This window comes from Streptomyces sp. NPDC020807 (genome assembly GCF_040641575.1).
GTDB lineage: Bacteria > Actinomycetota > Actinomycetes > Streptomycetales > Streptomycetaceae > Streptomyces.
This window is the reverse complement of record NZ_JBFADU010000014.1, coordinates 37,143-53,874: the sequence shown is the minus strand read 5'-3', so window position 1 is coordinate 53,874 and position 16,732 is coordinate 37,143. Positions and strand designations below refer to the sequence as shown.

General features: G+C 73.8%; 11 protein-coding genes. 7 read left to right on the top strand and 4 right to left on the bottom strand.

Translation table 11 applies throughout. The features are described 5' to 3' along the window. Positions 1-22 precede the first annotated feature (22 nt). Together AB0G79_RS20875 and AB0G79_RS20870 are read right to left on the bottom strand one after the other, a co-directional pair. Positions 23-2,080: a prolyl oligopeptidase family serine peptidase gene (locus tag AB0G79_RS20875; protein ID WP_360808482.1), complete on the bottom strand. Its 2,058-nt coding sequence runs from the start codon at positions 2,078-2,080 to the stop codon at positions 23-25. 3 nt (positions 2,081-2,083) lie between these two features. Next, a complete protein-coding gene (locus AB0G79_RS20870; RefSeq protein WP_360808480.1) occupies positions 2,084-2,635 on the bottom strand; it encodes an FABP family protein in 552 nt (183 codons plus the stop codon). Between the two features lie 179 nt (positions 2,636-2,814). Here AB0G79_RS20870 and AB0G79_RS20865 point away from each other — a divergent pair, with 179 nt between their 5' ends. Further along, the gene (locus tag AB0G79_RS20865; RefSeq protein WP_360808478.1) at positions 2,815-3,918 is read left to right on the top strand and encodes an NAD(P)-binding domain-containing protein; all 1,104 of its coding nucleotides are present in this window, start codon (positions 2,815-2,817) and stop codon (positions 3,916-3,918) included. Between the two features lie 9 nt (positions 3,919-3,927). On the opposite strand, the gene mltG is transcribed toward AB0G79_RS20865, so the two are convergent. Both mltG and AB0G79_RS20855 read right to left on the bottom strand, forming a co-directional pair. Beyond that, complete coding sequence (mltG, locus tag AB0G79_RS20860) at positions 3,928-4,857, bottom strand: endolytic transglycosylase MltG (protein ID WP_360808476.1); 930 nt, start codon at positions 4,855-4,857, stop codon at positions 3,928-3,930. 287 nt (positions 4,858-5,144) lie between these two features. Then, positions 5,145-7,121: an ABC transporter ATP-binding protein gene (locus tag AB0G79_RS20855; protein ID WP_360808474.1), complete on the bottom strand. Its 1,977-nt coding sequence runs from the start codon at positions 7,119-7,121 to the stop codon at positions 5,145-5,147. A 94-nt stretch (positions 7,122-7,215) separates the two neighbouring features. Here AB0G79_RS20855 and AB0G79_RS20850 point away from each other — a divergent pair, with 94 nt between their 5' ends. The 6 genes from AB0G79_RS20850 to AB0G79_RS20825 all read left to right on the top strand — a co-directional run bounded on the left by AB0G79_RS20850 (position 7,216) and on the right by AB0G79_RS20825 (position 16,683). Continuing rightward, positions 7,216-7,749: a MarR family transcriptional regulator gene (locus AB0G79_RS20850; protein WP_360808472.1), complete on the top strand. Its 534-nt coding sequence runs from the start codon at positions 7,216-7,218 to the stop codon at positions 7,747-7,749. A gap of 51 nt (positions 7,750-7,800) precedes the next feature. Continuing rightward, complete coding sequence (locus tag AB0G79_RS20845; protein WP_360808470.1) at positions 7,801-10,725, top strand: FAD-binding and (Fe-S)-binding domain-containing protein; 2,925 nt, start codon at positions 7,801-7,803, stop codon at positions 10,723-10,725. A 247-nt stretch (positions 10,726-10,972) separates the two neighbouring features. Further along, entirely contained in the window at positions 10,973-12,391 is a 1,419-nt protein-coding gene (locus tag AB0G79_RS20840; protein ID WP_360808468.1) for a Gfo/Idh/MocA family oxidoreductase, read from the top strand. Between the two features lie 58 nt (positions 12,392-12,449). Further along, positions 12,450-12,830, top strand: coding sequence for a hypothetical protein (locus AB0G79_RS20835; protein WP_360808465.1), 381 nt, complete (start codon positions 12,450-12,452; stop codon positions 12,828-12,830). A gap of 176 nt (positions 12,831-13,006) precedes the next feature. After that, entirely contained in the window at positions 13,007-14,905 is a 1,899-nt protein-coding gene (locus AB0G79_RS20830) for an ABC transporter ATP-binding protein (RefSeq protein ID WP_360808463.1), read from the top strand. Further along, positions 14,902-16,683 (top strand): ABC transporter ATP-binding protein, encoded by a 1,782-nt coding sequence (locus AB0G79_RS20825; RefSeq protein ID WP_360808461.1) that lies wholly within the window; start codon positions 14,902-14,904, stop codon positions 16,681-16,683. The genes AB0G79_RS20830 and AB0G79_RS20825 overlap by 4 nt, the downstream gene beginning before the upstream one ends. Positions 16,684-16,732: the final 49 nt, after the last annotated feature.

Below are 16,732 nucleotides of genomic sequence, written 5' to 3'. Positions count from 1 at the left end.
GCCGTCCGCCCGCGGGTCCCGCTCATTCCTTGGCCGGGTCGCCCCCGAGCCGCTGCCACAGGAAGGTGTGGACGAGCGCGCTGTTGTGCGCGGCCTGCTCGTTGTCACCCGCGCCCGCGTGGCCGCCGCCGGTGTTCTCGTGGAAGAGGACCGGGTGCCCGAGCTCCCGCAGCCGGGCGGCCGTCTTGCGCGCGTGGCCGGGATGGACGCGGTCGTCGCGGGTCGAGGTCATGAGCAGGACGTGCGGGTAGACGGCGTCCGCCGTGAGCCGGTGGTACGGGGACAGGTCGCGCAGGTGCGGCAGGTCGGCCGCGTCGTCGGGGTCCCCGTACTCCGCGATCCAGGAGGCGCCCGCGAGGAGCTTGTGGAAGCGGGTCATGTCGAGGAGCGGGACCTGCGCGACGATCGCGCCGAACAGGTGCGGGTAGCGGGTGAGCATCGCGCCCATGAGCAGGCCGCCGTTGCTGCCTCCCGAGGCGCCGAGCATCTCCGGCGTCGTGACGCCCCGGGCGACGAGGTCCTCGGCGACGGCCGCGAAGTCCTCGAAGGCCCGCGGCCGCTCCGCGCCGAGCGCGGCCTGGTGCCAGCCGGGGCCGTACTCGCCGCCGCCCCGGATGTTGGCGATCACGTAGGTGCCGCCGCGCTCCAGCCAGGCCCGGCCGCTGACGGAGGCGTAGTACGGGGTGAGGGAGACCTCGAAGCCGCCGTAGCCGTAGAGCAGGGTCGGGCCGGGGCCCGTGGCGGTGTGGTCGGGGCCGATGACGAAGTACGGGACGCGGGTGCCGTCGGCGGAGGTCGCGAAGTGCTGGGCCACCGTCAGACCGGTGGCGTCGAAGCGGGCGGGCGCCTGCTTCAGGACCTCCGACGTGTCGCCGACGACACCCCGGTGGAGGCTGGACGGCTGGAGGAAGCCGGACACGTCGAGGAAGTACTCGTCGGAGACGTCCGGATCGGTGTCGACGACGCTGACCGCCGACAGCTCCGGCACGCCGACGAGCGGCTCGCGGGTCCAGGCTCCGCCGTCGGCGGGGGTGAGGACCTCGATGCGGGTGCTGACGTCGCGCATCGTCTCCAGGACGAGGTGGTGCCGGGTCCAGGAGTGCCCGGCGAGGGCGGTGCGCGCGTCCGGGGTGAACAGCACCTCGAAGCTGCGGTCACCGTCGAGGAAGGCGTCGAAGTCGAAGGCGAGGAGGGCGCCGGTCGGCTGCCCCAGCCAGGGCGACTTGAGCGTGACGACCAGGTGCCGGCGGTGGGCGTAGGCGACGGCGTCCTCGGGTACGTCGAGGCGGACGAGCGTGCCGTCGGGGCGCAGGAGGTGGGTCTCGCTGCGGAAGAAGTCGAGGGAGCGGCCGACGAAGTCCCGCTCGTAGCCGGGCGTGGCGTCGTGGTGGCCCCAGGAGGACACGTCGGCCCGGTCGGCCTCGTAGACGGTCTCGGCCTGCTCGACGGGGGTGCCGCGCCGCCAGCGGCGGACCTGGCGGGGGTAGCCGGAGTCGGTGAGGGAGCCGGGGCCCGTGTCCGTGCCGACGAAGACGGTGTCCGCGTCGATCCAGCCGATCCGCGTCTTCGCCTCCGGCAGCCGGAAGCCGTCCTCGACGAAGGTCCTGGTCGCGAGGTCGAACTCGCGCACGACGACGGCGTCCCCGCCGTCGCGGGAGAGCCGGACGAGCGCCCGGTCGTGCTCGGGGTAGCGGACCCGGGCGCCGTCCCAGACCCACTTCTCGTCCTCGGCCGCCGCCAGCGCGTCGACGTCGAGGAGGAGCTCCCACTCGGGGGCGTCCTTGCGGTACTGCTCCAGGGTGGTCCGCCGCCAGACGCCGCGGACGTGCTCGGCGTCGCGCCAGAAGTTGTAGAGGTGCGGGCCGCGCCGGACGGTGTACGGGATGCGGTCCGAGGCGTCGAGGACCTCGCGCACGCGCGCCTTCAGGGGGGCGAAGCCGGGGTCGGCGGCGAGGACGGCGGCGGTCTCGGCGTTGCGCTCGGCGACCCAGGCGAGGGCGGCCTCGCCGGAGACCTCCTCCAGCCACAGGTACGGGTCGTCGGCCTCGGTCTCGGTCTCGGTCACTCGGGACTCGGTCATGGCTCAGTTCCCCTTCTCGCGTCGGAGGGTGGCCGAAAGGTGGTACTGGAGGGTCTGGCCGACCGCCGCCAGGTCGTGGCGGAAGTCGAGGGTCTCGCCGTCGTCGCCCGGGGTGTAGCGGCGACGGGTGGCGCTCACCTCCTTGGCGGTGGGGGTCAGCGCGACGTGGTCGGTGGCGAGGTCGACGCCCTCGGCCGTCGCGGCGCCGACCATGATCTCGGCGATCCCGGTGGGCTGGGTGACCAGCGCCTCGATCCGCCCCCCGGGCTGGATCCGCCACCAGCCGCTCTCGCGGGCGGCGGGCCGCTGCGGGACGCCGTCGGCGTCGACGATCCAGGCGCGGGCCTCGTAGCGGAGGAAGGGCCGGCCGTCGTGGCTGAAGATGACCTCCTGCTCGTACGCGAACTCCTCGGCGATCGTCGGGTACGCGCCCCGGCCCCCGCCGGTCCAGGTGCCGAGCAGCCAGCTCACCGGGGCGAGCTGGGGGTGCGGGGCGGGGGCCTCGTCCGGCCGGAGGGCGTCGGGGTAGGGGTGCTGCCGCTCGCGGTCGAACATGGGGTGCGCTCTCCTGGGTCCGGGGCCTGTGCCGAGTGGCAGCTTAGGGCGTGTGTCGAAAGTGGCGTCGTCTGCCCGGAGGGCAGGCGCCACTTTCGACACACGCCCTAAGTGGCTCGCGCGCGCGGTGCCCCGATCGGCTCGGGAAGATCCTCACCCCTCCCCCGGTTGGTAGAACCGTGAACGAATTCGGGCAGGGATCGGCAGCGGGGGTCCGGGCGGTGGACGTCGTCGTCATCGGTGCGGGGCAGGCGGGCCTCTCGGCCGCCTTCCACCTGCGGCGCACCGGTCTGGAGCCGGAGCGGGACTTCGTGGTCCTCGACCACGCCCCGCGCGCGGGCGGCGCATGGCAGTTCCGGTGGCCGTCCCTCACGTACGGCAAGGTCCACGGGATGCACGCGCTGCCCGGCATGGAGCTGACCGGCGCCGATCCGGCCCGGCCCTCGTCCGAGGTGATCGGCGCGTACTTCGACACGTACGAGCGGACCTTCGGCCTGCGCGTCCACCGGCCCGTGGACGTCACCGCCGTCCGGGAGGGCGAGGGCGGGCGGCTGCGGGTCGAGACCTCCGAGGGCGGGTACGCGCCCCGGGCGCTGATCAACGCCACCGGGACCTGGGACCGGCCGTTCTGGCCGCGCTACCCCGGGCAGGAGACCTTCCGGGGCCGTCAGCTGCACACCGCCGACTACCCGGGCCCGGACGCGTTCGCCGGGCAGCGGGTGATCGTCGTGGGCGGCGGGGCCTCCGGGACCCAGCACCTGATGGAGATCGCCGAGGTCGCGGCGGAGACGACCTGGGTGACCCGGCGCGAACCCGTCTTCCGCGAGGGGACCTTCGGCGAGGCCGAGGGCCGCGCGGCCGTGGCGCTCGTCGAGGAGCGCGTACGGCGGGGGCTGCCGCCGCAGAGCGTCGTCTCGGTCACCGGCCTTCCGCTCAACGACGCGATCCGCGCGGCGCGGGCGAGCGGGGTCATGGACCGGCTGCCGATGTTCGACCGGATCACCCCTACCGGGGTGGCCTGGGACGACGGGCGGACGGTCGACGCGGACGTGATCCTCTGGGCGACCGGGTTCCGTGCCGCGATCGACCACCTGACCCCGCTGCGCCTGCGGGAGCCGGGCGGCGGCATCCGGGTCGAGGGGACGCGGGCGGTCCGCGACGAGCGGGTGCACCTCGTCGGGTACGGGCCTTCGGCCTCGACGATCGGCGCCAACCGGGCCGGGCGCGCGGCCGTCTCCGACATCCGGCGCCTGCTGGCCCGGTCGCCGGAACCGGTCGCCTAGGACGTGCCCTCAGCCCGCGCGGGCCTCGCGCCGGTTGGCGTTGAACTCCGCCACGTTCTCCTGGTGGAGCCCGTAGTCGGCGGTGAACCGGGTGTCCCCGGGGCCGACCGTGACGAAGTACAGCCAGTCCCCGTCCGCCGGACGGATCACCGCGTCCATGGCCTGCTCCCCCGGGTTCCCGATGGGGGTAGGCGGCAGGCCCTTGCGCTGGTAGGTGTTGTACGGGTTGGCCGTCTTCGTCTCCGCGACGGTGGTGTCGACGGTGCTGCGGCCGAGGGCGTAGTTCAGCGTCGAGTCCATCTGGAGGGGCATGCCCTGGGCGAGCCGGTTGTGCACGACGCGGGCGACCTTCGCCATGTCCTCGGGGCTGTCGGCCTCCGCCTGCACGATGCTGGCCGCGATCACGGCCTCGTACACGCTCATGCCGTGCTCCTTGGCGCCCTCGGCGATCCGCGGGGTGCCGAATCGTTTGCCCGCGGTGTCGACCATGTAGCGCAGGAGCGCTTCCGGGGTCGTGGCGTCGGCGACAGGATAGGTGGCGGGGAAGAGGTAGCCCTCCGGGTTGCCCCCGGCCGCCGCCGGGAGCGGGAGGTCGACCGCGGGCGCGGTCGCGGCCTTCCGCGCGGTTCCCTCGGGCAGGCCGAGCGCGCGGTCGACGGCCGTGTAGACCTGGCCGGCCCGGCGGCCCTCGGGGACGACGAGGGTGCGGGGCTGTTCCACGGCGGCCGGTTCGTCGTCCGGGACCAGGATCATCGGGACGGTGATCACGGCGGTGACGGCGACGACGGCGCCGAGCAGGAGCGCGAGGCGCCCGCGGCGGGTGAGCCGGGCCCGTCCGCGCGGCGCCCTGGGCGGGCGCGACGGGCGGGGAACGGAGGGGCGTGGGGGACGGAGGGCGCGGGGGGAGGGTGCGTACGGTGAGGACTGCCGGTACGTCATGGCGGCACGCTAACCCGACGGTCACAGGAATCCCGGGAACCGCGCACGCGGCGGCGCCGCCGGTCCCCGGGGACGGGGAACCGACGGCGCCGGGCACTGCGATCGTCAGACGAGCCAGCCAAGGAAGTGGAGGACGCCGGCGAGCACGTTGGTGATGACGTTCATGGTGGTGCTTCTCCTCGTACACATACGTCAGTGGGACTGCGCGGTCGCGGTCTGCAGCCCGTCGCTCGCACTCCGTAATCCTCCGCCCCCGTACGGGAGTTGGGCAACGAATCCCGGGACGATCACACGTTCTGGGGAACAACCGCTCCCACGTTCGCCTGTTCGGTACCGGGGGTCCGGCCCTCACCCGCCGCGCTCGTCCGACCGTCGCGGCGGACCAGGGCCGCGTACCGCCCGTCCTGGGCGAGCAGCTCCTCGTGGGTGCCGCGTTCGGCGATCACACCGGACTCCAGGACGACGATCTGGTCCGCGTCGCGGACGGTGGAGAGCCGGTGGGCGATGGTGATGGTGGTGCGACCCGCCGAGAGGGCGTCGATGGCCTGCTGGACCGCGTGCTCCGTCCGGGTGTCGAGGGCGCTGGTGGCCTCGTCGAGGATGAGCACCGGCGGGTCGCGCAGGATCGTGCGCGCGATGGCCAGGCGCTGCTTCTCGCCGCCCGAGAAGCGGTAGCCGCGCTCGCCGACCAGGGTGTCGTAGCCGTCGGGCAGGGAGGCGATGTGGTCGTGGATCTGCGCGGCGCGGGCCGCGGCCTCGATCTCCTCGTCGGTGGCGTCCGGCTTGGCGAAGCGCAGGTTGTCGGCGACGGAGGCGTGGAAGAGGTACGTCTCCTGGGAGACGACGCCGACCGCTCGCGCGAGGGTGTCGAAGTCCAGGTCGCGGACGTCCACGCCGTCGAGGGCCACCCGGCCGCCGGTCACGTCGTAGAGCCGGGGCACGAGGTAGCTGAGGGTGGACTTGCCGGAGCCGGTCGGGCCGACGACGGCCAGGCTGCCGCCGGCCGGGACGGTGAGGTCGATGCCGTTGAGCGTGGCGCGGCCCTGCGGGGCGCGCTTGGAGAGCCCCTTGCCCTGCCCCTTGCCGCCGCCTCCGTCGGCGGAGGCGGGACCGTCGGCGGAGGCGGCGGCATCGGCGGAGGCGCCCGCGTCCGCGTCGTACCGGAAGTCGACCTTCTCGAAGGTCACCTCGCCGCGGACCTTCCCGAGCCGGACGGGCTCGTCGGGCTCGGTGATGTCGACGGGCAGGTCCAGGTACTCGAAGATCCGCTGGAAGAGGGCGAGCGAGCTCTGTATCTGCACGCCCGTGGAGAGCAGGCTCACGGCGGGACGGAAGAGGCCCTGCTGGAGCGAGACGAAGGCGACGAGCGTGCCGAGCGAGATCGCGGGGGCGCCCGACTGGAGCGCGATGCCGGCGGCCCAGTAGATCAGGGCGGGCATGGCGGCCATGACGATGCCGATGGTGGACATCCGCCAGCGTCCGGCCATGGAGGAGCGCACTTCGAGGTCGACGAGGCGCTCGGACTCCTCGGCGAAGGACTTGGCGAGGGAGTCGGCGCGGCCCATCGTGCGGCCGAGGAGGATGCCGCTGACCGAGAGGGACTCGGTGACGGTCGCGGCCATGGCCGCCATCTGCTTCTGGCGCTGGGTGGTGATCGCCTTGCGCTCGCGGCCGACGCGGCGGCTGATCCAGACGAAGACGGGCAGCAGGAGCAGCGAGACGAGGGTGAGCCGCCAGTCGAGCGCGAGCATGGCGACGACGGTCGCGACGACGGCGGTGAGGTTGGAGACGAGCGAGGTGGCCGTGGAGGTCACGGTCGACTGCATGCCGCCGATGTCGTTGGCGATGCGGGACTGGACCTCGCCCGTGCGCGTGCGCGTGAAGAAGGCGAGCGGCATGCGCTGGAGCTGCTCGTACACCCCGGTCCGCAGGTCGTGCATGACGCGCTGGCCGACGGTGGTCGAGATGAGGGTCTGGAGGACGCCGAAGACACTGGTGAGGACGGCGGTGGCGATCATGCCGAGGGCGAGCAGGCTGAGCAGCCCGGTGCGCCCCTCGGGGATCGCGGTGTCGAGGATCTCCCTGAGGAGGAACGGCGAGGCGACCGAGACGAGCGAGGCGGCGCCGACCAGGAGGCCGACGAGCGCGAGGCGGGCTCGGTAGGGACGGAAGAGCCGGAGGATGCGCCGCACCTGCGCGGGCTCCTTGGGGCGGCCTGCGTCGCGGGGCGGGGGCGTCCAGTCGGACCGGTCGTGGGGATGCATGGGCTCCTACGGGTGTTCGGTGATTCTGCCGAAGCAGAGCTTAGCTCATTGTTACCTATGCTCACAATGAACATGGTCCTGATATTGTTCCCGCATGAGCACCCCCGACGGCCCGACCGCCGCCGCCGACGCCACCGACGCCTCCGCCGACGCCACCGACACCGCCACCCCTGACCCCGTCGCGGACGCCGCCGTCGACGCCGACGGCCTCCTCGCCGAGCAGCTGCTGCGGCTCACCCGCCGCCTGCACCGCATCCAGAAGCGCCACCTGGAGCCGGTCGGCATCACCCCCGCGCAGTCCCGGCTCCTGCGCACCGTCGCGCACTTCGGCGAGCCGCCCCGGATGGCCGACCTCGCGACCCGGCTCGAAGTCGTCCCGAGGGCCGTGACCAGTCTCGTCGACGGTCTGGAGGCGAGCGGTCGGGTGCGCAGGGTGCCCGACCCGAACAACCGCCGGGTGGTGCGGATAGAGCTGACCGACGAGGGGCGCGCCACGCTGCGGAAGCTGCGCAGCGCGCGAAGGGCGGCCGCAGAGGACATCCTTGATCCGTTGACCGTCGATCAGCGCGAGGTGCTCGGAGGTCTGCTGTCCGCCCTGGTCGACCGAGGCCCGGCGCGGGACTGCTGATCCCCCGGGCGCGCCTCCCGGGCACGGGCCGCGCCGAAGGGGAGCCGTGACATGCCGCTGCTTGAGCCGAACCCGAAGGCCCTCCGCCCCGGGACGAAGCGGAACCCCGCGCCGGACCGGGTCCCCGAGCTCTCCGCGCGCGGGACCCCCCGTCGGCTCCGCGAGGACCTGTCCGCGCTCCTCGGTCCCGAGAAGGTCCTGTCGAAGGTCTCGGACCTCGTGCGGTACGCCTCCGACGCCAGCCCCTACCGGTTCGTGCCGCAGGTCGTCGTCGTCGCCGAGGACGTCGACGACATCTCCGCCGTCCTGTCGTACGCCCACGGCAAGGGCCGCGAGGTCGTCTTCCGGGCCGCCGGGACCAGCCTCAACGGCCAGGCGCAGGGCGAGGACATCCTCGTCGACGTCCGGCGGCACTGGGCGGGGGTCGAGGTCCTCGACGGCGGCGCCCGGGCCCGGATCGGCCCCGGCACGACCGTCGTCCGCGCCAACGCGGCCCTCGCCCCGTACGGCCGGGTCCTGGGCCCCGACCCGGCCAGCGCCATCGCCTGCACGATCGGCGGCGTCGTCGCCAACAACGCCTCGGGCATGACGGCCGGGACGACCCGGAACTCGTACCGCACGCTCGCCTCGCTCACCTTCGTGCTGCCGAGCGGGACCGTCGTCGACACGGCCGACCCCGCCGCCGACGAGGAGCTGGCACGCGCCGAGCCGCGGCTCTGCGCCGGGCTGATGGCGCTCAAGGCCGAGATCGAGGCCGACGCCGAGCTCGCGGCCCGGATCCGGGCCAAGTACGCCATCAAGAACACCAACGGCTACCGACTCGACGCCTTCCTCGACGGCGACACGCCCGTGCGGATCCTGCGCGGCCTGATGGTCGGCTCCGAGGGCACCTTCGGCTTCATCTCCGAGACCGTCTTCGACACCCTGCCGCTGGACCGCGAGGTCTCCACGGCCCTGCTCTTCTTCCCCTCGCTGCCGGCGGCCGCGGCCGCCGTGCCGCTGTTCAACGAGGCCGGGGCGCTGGCCGTCGAGCTGATGGACGGCAACACCCTGCGCGCCTCGGTGAGCGTCGCGGGCGTCCCCGCGGACTGGGCGGAGCTTCCGAAGGAGACGGCGGCGCTCCTCGTCGAGTTCCGGGCGCCGGACGCGGCGGGGCGCGAGGCGTACGAGCGGGCGGCGCGGGCCGTCCTCGACGGGCTCGACCTGGTGGCCCCCGTGCCCTCCGTGGAGAACGCCTTCACCCGCGACCCCGGGAGGATCGGCGGCTACTGGAAGGCCCGCAAGGCCTTCGTGACGGCGGTCGGCGGCTCCCGGCCCTCCGGCACGACCCTGATCACCGAGGACTTCGCGGTGCCGCCGGACCGGCTCGCCGAGGCCTGCGCCGAGCTGCTGGACCTCCAGGCGCGGCACGGCTTCGACGCGGCCGTGGCCGGGCACGCGGCCCACGGCAACCTCCACTTCCTGCTCGCCTTCGACGCGGCGGACCCCGCGGACGTCGAGCGGTACGCGGCCTTCATGGACGAGTTCTGCAAGCTGACCGTGGAGCGATTCGACGGCTCGCTGAAGGCGGAGCACGCCACCGGCCGGAACATCGCGCCGTTCCTGGAACTGGAGTGGGGCGCGAAGGCGACCGAGCTGATGTGGCGGGTCAAGGAGGTCATCGACCCGGACGGCGTGCTCGCCCCGAGGATCGTCCTCGACCGCGACCCGCAGGCCCACCTCCGCGGGCTCAAGACGATCCCGACCGTGGAGCGGATCGCGGACCCGTGCATCGAGTGCGGCTTCTGCGAACCGACCTGCCCCAGCCACGACCTGACGACCACTCCGCGCCAGCGGATCGTGCTGCGCCGGGAGATGATGCGGCAGCCCGACGGCTCGCCCGTCGAGGCCCGTCTCCTGGAGTCGTACGGCTACGACGCCGTCGACACCTGCGCCGGCGACTCGACCTGCAAGCTCGCCTGCCCGGTCGGCATCGACACGGGCGCGCTGATGAAGGAGTTCCGGCACGAGCGGCACTCGCCGCGCGAGGAGCGGATCGCCGCACTCGCGGCGAGGAACTTCCGCGCGGTCGAGGCCTCGGCGCGGCTCGCGGTCGCCGCCGCCGACCGGATCGGCGACCGGGTCCTGGAGAGGGCGACCGGCCTCGCCCGCAAGGCGGTGCGCCCCGACCTCGTACCGGAGTGGCTGCCGGAGATCCCCGGCGCCGCGGCGCGGCGGCTGCCCCGCACCCACCGTCCCGCGGCCGTCGCCGTCTACTACCCGGCCTGCGTGAACCGCATCTTCGCCGGGCCCGACGGCCTTCCGGGCCCGTCGCTGCCCGAGGCGGTCGTCGCCGTGTCGGCGCGCGCCGGGAGGCCGGTGTGGATCCCCGACGACGTGGCCGGGACCTGCTGCGCCACCATCTGGCACTCGAAGGGGTACGAGCGGGGCAACGAGGTCATGGCGAACCGGATCGTCGAGGCGGCCTGGGGCTGGACGGCGGGCGGCCGCCTCCCGCTCGTCGTGGACGCCTCCTCGTGCACGCTCGGCATCGCGCACGAGGTCGTCCCGTACCTCACGGACGACAACCGCGAGCTGCACGCCGAACTGACCGTGGTCGACTCGCTCGTCTGGGCGGCGGACGAGCTGCTGCCCCGGCTCGACGTGCGGCGCCGGGTCTCCTCCGCCGTGGTCCACCCGACCTGCTCCATGCGGCACCTCGGCGACGCGGACAAGCTGACCGCGCTCGCCGAGGCCTGCGCGGAGGAGGTCCTCGTCCCCGCCGACGCGGGCTGCTGCGCCTTCGCGGGCGACCGGGGCATGCTGCACCCGGAGCTGACGGCCTCGGCGACCGCGCGCGAGGCGGCGGAGGTCACCTCCCGCCCCTTCGACGAGCACCTCTCGGCCAACCGCATGTGCGAGATCGGGATGGACCGGGCCACGGGCCGGAGCTACCGGTCGGCGCTCCTCGCGCTGGAGCTCGCGACGCGCCCCTGACCGCTCCTGACCTCACGTCAGTCGAAAAGGCGCTGGTGAAGGACCCCTCACCCCCCACGGTGAGGGGTCCTTCGTATGTTCGGGTGAGCTGCCGAGTTCGCCGCGGCTCGACACGAGACGCGGAACAGTACAGTCCAACTACCCGTCGCGAGCGTCCTGTCGGTGCCCTTGCGCGCGGTCCGCCACGGGGGCCATGGTCCTCCGCGGGATTCATGAATCAGCCGTGCAGACAGCCCCGGGAGGTTCCATGAACGAGCGGACTCCACGCACCCCGAGCACTCCGAGCACTCCGAGCCGCCGTGACGTCCTCAGGACGACGGCCGGGGCGGCGGGCGCGGGACTCGGCATCACGGCCGCCGGGACCGGTCCGGCGCACGCCGGGACCGCCTCCGCCGAGAGCGTGTCGGCTCCCCCGCGCCGGGGCGCCACCATGGCGGGCGTCCCCTTCGAAGGCCGCTCCACGGTCCGGGTCGCCGTGATCGGCCTCGGCAACCGCGGCAGCGCCATGGTCGGCCTCTACCTCACGCTCCCCTGGGTCCAGGTGGTCGCCGTCTGCGACCCGGTCCGCGAGAAGGCCCAGCGGGCCGCCGCCAAGGTGGTCGCCGCCGGCCGGCCGGCCCCCGCCGTCTACGCGAACGGCGACGACGACTACGAGAAGCTGTGCGCCCGCACCGACGTCGACTTCGTCCACGTGGCGACCCCCTGGGACAGCCACTTCGCGATGGCCAGGGCGGCGATGCTGAACGGCAAGCACGTCGGCGTCGAGTGTCCGGCCGCCATGCGGATCGACGAGCTCTGGGAGCTCGTCGACCTCTCGGAGCAGACCCGCCGCCACTGCATGCAGCTGGAGAACTGCTGCTACGGCCGGAACGAGATGCGGGTCCTGCGGATGGCCCACGCGGGGAAGTTCGGCCAGCTGCTCCACGGAGCGGGGGCGTACAACCACGACCTGCGCGGCCTGATGTTCTCGCCCACGTACTACGAGGGGCCCTGGCGGCGGAAGTGGCACACGCGGCTGCGCGGGGACCTCTACCCGAACCACGGCTTCGGGCCCGTCGCCAACTACATGGACGTCAACCGCGGCGACCGGGTGGTGAGCATCAGCAGCTTCGGCACCCCGGCGCTCGCCCTCGCCGAGTACCGCGCGGAGCACATGCTGGCCGACGACCCGAGCTGGAAGGAGACGTACATCGAGAGCGACCGGACGATCAGCCTGGTCCAGACGGCCAAGGGCCGGGTCATCCGCCTCGAGCACGACGTGTCCACCCCGCACCCGTACAGCCGCATCAACCACCTGGGCGGCACGAAGGGCGTCTTCGAGGACTACCCGGCCCGGATCTACCTGGAACCGGACCACAAGAACGACCAGTGGGCCGACTTCTCCTCGTACGCCGAGGAGTTCGACCACTGGCTGTGGAAGGATCACGCCAACCCGCCCGGCGGCCACGGCGGCATGGACTACATCATGCTGTACCGCCTGACGCAGTGCCTCCAGCTCGGCCTGGTCCCTGACTTCGACGTCTACGACGCCGCCACCTGGACGGCCCCGGTACCGCTGAGCCACGCCTCGATCAAGGCCCAGGGCGCGCCGCAGTTCTTCCCCGACTTCACCCGGGGCGAATGGCGCACGCCCCGATCGGGCGTCGACTCGGTCAGGCCCGCCTGACACGTCCCGGTCCCGCCCGGCACGGCCGGTCCCGCCCGGCACCCCCTAGTCTCCTCCCATGACGGGAACATGGTGTGTCCTCCTGGAGGAGGAGACCAAGGGGTACGCGAGCATCGACGGTCACGGCCACGACCTGTACCGGTGGCACCTGACGGGGACCACCGAGGTCGCGGGAGGCCGGGCGGCGGCCGACGCGGCGGCGCGGGCGCTCGCCGACGGCCACGTACCGGAGGAGACCGCCCGGTCGCTCGGCCGCGGCGGGCGGCCGGAGCGGCGGGTCTACCGCATGCCTGACGGTGCGTTCCTCGTCCAGCTGGGGCGCGGGTACGGCGAGTCCCGCTTCCGGGTGAGCGTCGGTGAACTGGTGACCCGGCAGGAGGAGGTCAGGGGGAGGAGCGCCCCGGCCGCACCGACAGGGCTCAGGCGTTTCTTCGGCTAGTTGTCCGACCTTGGCGCGATCTGTTCCGTCGTGGACCGTCACGCGGAAAATCGATTGCCTCGTCCCGGGGAAGACGCGAACCTTGCACGGTTTCCATCCCCCGCCGGACACCCGCGCCCCCTGGCGTTCGCACGCCATCGGTGCGTCCCCCGGCAGACCGAAGACCCTGGGACGCCATGCAGATTCGAGATCTTCCCTACGCCGACCCAGGGGTCCCCGACGTCCGTTCGGGTACCCGGTTCCTGCTCTGGCTCGGCCGCAACCAGCTCGGCGGGCAGGTGAAGGCCCTCCTCTGGGGGCTGCTGCTCCAGCTGGGCATCGCCGCGCTGCCGGTGGGCATCGGGATCGCCGTGCAGGCGGTCGTGGACCGGGACGGCGGGCGGCTCGCCCTCGCCGGCGGGCTGCTCCTGGTGTTCGGCGTCGCGATCGCCGTCGGTGACACGATGCTGCACCGCACGGCCGTCACCAACTGGATCACCGCCGCCGCCCGCGTGCAGCAGCTGCTGTCCCGCAAGACCGCCGAGCTGGGCTCCGCCCTGACCCGGCGGGTCGCCGCGGGCGAGGTCGTCGCCGTCTCCACCGGTGACGTCGAGAAGATCGGCTGGTTCGTCGAGGCGCTCTCCCGGTTCGCCGCCGCGGCCACCACCCTGCTCGTCGTCTGCGTGGCGCTCGTCGTCTACCAGCCGGCCCTGGGCGTCGTCGTCGCCGTCGGCGTCCCGGTCCTCGCACTCGCCGTCCTGCCCCTGCTCCCCCGGGCGACGCGCCGGGCCGACGTCCAGCGGGAGAAGGCCGGCAAGGCCACGGAGCTGGCCTCGGACACCGTCGCCGGGCTCCGGGTCCTGCGCGGCATCGGCGGCGAGGAGCTCTTCCTCGGCCGCTACCGGGCGGCCTCGCAGGAGGTCCGCAAGGCCGCCGTGCACAGCGCGCGGATGTGGGCGCTGATCGCCGCGATCCAGGTGGTCCTGCCGGGCGTCCTGCTCATCGTCGTGGTGGCGTACGGGGCGCGGCTCGCGCTCGACGGACGCATCACGGTCGGCGAGCTGGTCATGATCTACGGAGCTGTGGCCCTCACCCACCACCCGCTGCGGAACTTCGAGGAGATCGCCATGGCGTACTCCTTCTCGCGGCCTTCCGCGAAACGGGCCGCGCGGGTCCTCGCGCTGACCCGGACGACCACGTCCACGAGCACGACCACGACCACGACCACGGCCTCGACGTCGGCCACGGCCTCGACCGCACCCGCGACCACGGCCTCCACCGCCACGTCGACCGCGACCGCGACCGCCGACGGCGAGCGCGCGAGCGGCGACCTGTACGACCCGCTGACCGGGCTCCTCGCCCCCGCCGGGCACTTCACCGCCGTCGTCTGCGGCGACCCCGACGTCGCCGGGCGGCTCGCCGACCGGCTAGGCGGCCATCCCGCGGAGCCCGGCGAGGACCACACCTCCGTCCTGCTCGGCGGCGTCCCGCTGGACGAACTGCCGCTGGAGACCGCCCGTACCGCCGTCCTCGTCCAGGACAAGGACCCGGTACTGCTCTCCGGCACGCTCCGGGAGCTCCTGGACGTGCCCTCGTCCGGGGCGGTGCGGCCGGAGGACGCGCTCGCCGCGGCCCAGTGCGGGGACGTCCTCGACGCCCTCGCGCAGGCCTCGGTCGACACGGACGGGGACCCGATGCGGACCCGGATCACCGAGCGCGGCCGGTCGCTCTCCGGCGGCCAGCGGCAGCGGCTCGCGCTCGCGCGCTCGCTGGTGACGGATCCGGGCGTGCTCGTCCTCGACGAGCCGACCTCGGCCGTCGACGCGCACACCGAGTCCCGGGTGGCCTCCGGGATCGCGGAGCTCCGCGCGGGCGGGACCACCGTGGTCCTCGCCTCCTCGCCGCTCCTCCTCGACCGCGCCGACCGGGTCGTCCTCGTCCACGAGGGACAGGCGGTCGCCGTCGGCACCCACCGCGAGCTCCTCGCGAAGGAGCCGCGCTACCGGGCGGTCGTCACCCGCGAGACGGACGAGGAAATCGCCACCGCCTCCCGGAGCACCCACGAACTCACCGCGCTGGAAGGGGAAACGGCATGATCGGCCTGGCGCCTCCGGAGTACGACCCGGCGGCCCCGACGACGGCGACGACGCTGCCCGTCGCGGGCGGCGCGACCGTGCGGGCGTACGTGCGCGCGCTGCTGCGCCGCCACCGCACGGCGTTCTCGCTGCTCGTCGGGGTGAACGCGGTCGCCGTCATCGCCTCGATGGTCGGCCCGTACCTCCTCGGCTCGGTGGTCGACGAGCTCTCCGCCGGGGCCCGTGACCTGCACCTGGAGCGGACGGTCGCGCTCTTCGCGGTCGCGCTGCTCGTGCAGACCGCGTTCACCCGTCTCGTCCGGCTGCGCGGGGCGACGCTGGGCGAGGAGATGCTCGCCGACCTGCGCGAGGACTTCCTCGTCCGCTCGGTCGGTCTGCCGCCCGGCGTCCTCGAACGGGCCGGGACCGGCGACCTGCTCTCCCGCATCACCACCGACGTCGACCGGCTCGCCAACGCGATGCGCGAGGCCGTGCCGCAGCTCGTCATCGGCGTCGCCTGGGCGGCCCTGCTGCTCGGCGGGCTCGCGGTGACGGCTCCCCCGCTCGCGCTCGCCGCCCTGATCGCCGCGCCGGTGCTGATCGTCGGCTGCCGCTGGTACTTCAGGCGGGCGCCCTCCGCGTACCGCTCGGAGTCAGCGGGGTACGCGGCGGTCGCCGCCGCCCTGGCGGAGACGGTCGACGCGGGCCGCACGGTCGAGGCGCACCGCCTCGGCGCGCGGCGGATCGCGCTCTCCGAGCGGCGGATCACCGAGTGGGTGGCGTGGGAGCGGTACACGCTGTTCCTGCGCTCGGTCCTCTTCCCGGTCGTCACCGCCACCCACATGACGGTGCTCTGCGCGGTCCTCCTGCTCGGCGGGTTCTTCGTCTTCCGGGGCTGGATCGACGTGGGGCAGCTGACGACGGGCGCGCTGTTCGCGCAGATGCTGGTCGACCCGATCGGGATCGTGCTGCGCTGGTACGACGAGCTCCAGGTCGCGCAGGTGTCCCTGGGCCGGCTGGTCGGCGTCCGGGACATCGAGCCGGAGGCGGGCGACGCGAGCGTGCGGCCCGAGGGGCGCGCGGTGCGGGCGGACGAGGTCCGGTTCGGGTACCGCGAGGGCGTCGACGTGCTCCACGAGGTGTCCCTGAAGGTGGCGCCCGGCACCCGGCTGGCCCTGGTGGGCCCCTCCGGCGCGGGCAAGTCCACGCTCGGGCGGCTGCTCGCCGGCATCTACGCGCCCCGCGCGGGCTCCGTGACGCTCGGCGCCGCCGAGCTGGCGAGGATGGCCGCCGAGCGGGTCCGCGAGCACGTGGCCCTGGTCAACCAGGAGCACCACGTCTTCGTCGGCTCGCTCCGCGACAACCTGCTCCTGGCCCGGACGGGCGCGGCCGACGACGAGCTGTGGGAGGCCCTGGCGGCGGTGGACGCCGACGGCTGGGCGAGGGCGCTCGACGAGGGTCTGGACACCGAGGTCGGCTCGGGCGGCCGGGCGCTCACCCCGGCGCAGGCCCAGCAGATCGCGCTGGCCCGGCTCGTCCTGGCGGACCCGCACACGCTGGTCCTGGACGAGGCGACCTCGCTGCTCGACCCGCGCGCGGCCCGGCACCTGGAGAGGTCCCTCGCCCGGGTCCTGGACGGCCGCACGGTCGTGGCGATCGCGCACCGGCTGCACACCGCGCACGACGCCGACCTGATCGCGGTGGTCGAGGCCGGCCGGATCAGCGAGCTGGGCAGCCACGACGAGCTGGTCGCGGCGGACGGGGCGTACGCGGCGCTGTGGCGGTCCTGGCACGGGTGAGATCCCGCGCGCACGGGAGAGGGGCCGCACCGGATCGTCCGGTGCGGCC

What these genes read in the sequence shown, in the direction of transcription:
- AB0G79_RS20875 (WP_360808482.1), bottom strand. Translation starts at nt 2,080, where the DNA reads ATGACCGAGTCCCGAGTGACCGAGACCGAGACCGAGGCCGACGACCCG.
- AB0G79_RS20870 (WP_360808480.1), bottom strand. Translation starts at nt 2,635, where the DNA reads ATGTTCGACCGCGAGCGGCAGCACCCCTACCCCGACGCCCTCCGGCCG.
- mltG (WP_360808476.1), bottom strand. Translation starts at nt 4,857, where the DNA reads ATGACGTACCGGCAGTCCTCACCGTACGCACCCTCCCCCCGCGCCCTC.
- AB0G79_RS20855 (WP_360808474.1), bottom strand. Translation starts at nt 7,121, where the DNA reads ATGCATCCCCACGACCGGTCCGACTGGACGCCCCCGCCCCGCGACGCA.
- AB0G79_RS20850 (WP_360808472.1), top strand. Translation starts at nt 7,216, where the DNA reads ATGAGCACCCCCGACGGCCCGACCGCCGCCGCCGACGCCACCGACGCC.
- AB0G79_RS20845 (WP_360808470.1), top strand. Translation starts at nt 7,801, where the DNA reads ATGCCGCTGCTTGAGCCGAACCCGAAGGCCCTCCGCCCCGGGACGAAG.
- AB0G79_RS20840 (WP_360808468.1), top strand. Translation starts at nt 10,973, where the DNA reads ATGAACGAGCGGACTCCACGCACCCCGAGCACTCCGAGCACTCCGAGC.
- AB0G79_RS20835 (WP_360808465.1), top strand. Translation starts at nt 12,450, where the DNA reads ATGACGGGAACATGGTGTGTCCTCCTGGAGGAGGAGACCAAGGGGTAC.
- AB0G79_RS20830 (WP_360808463.1), top strand. Translation starts at nt 13,007, where the DNA reads ATGCAGATTCGAGATCTTCCCTACGCCGACCCAGGGGTCCCCGACGTC.
- AB0G79_RS20825 (WP_360808461.1), top strand. Translation starts at nt 14,902, where the DNA reads ATGATCGGCCTGGCGCCTCCGGAGTACGACCCGGCGGCCCCGACGACG.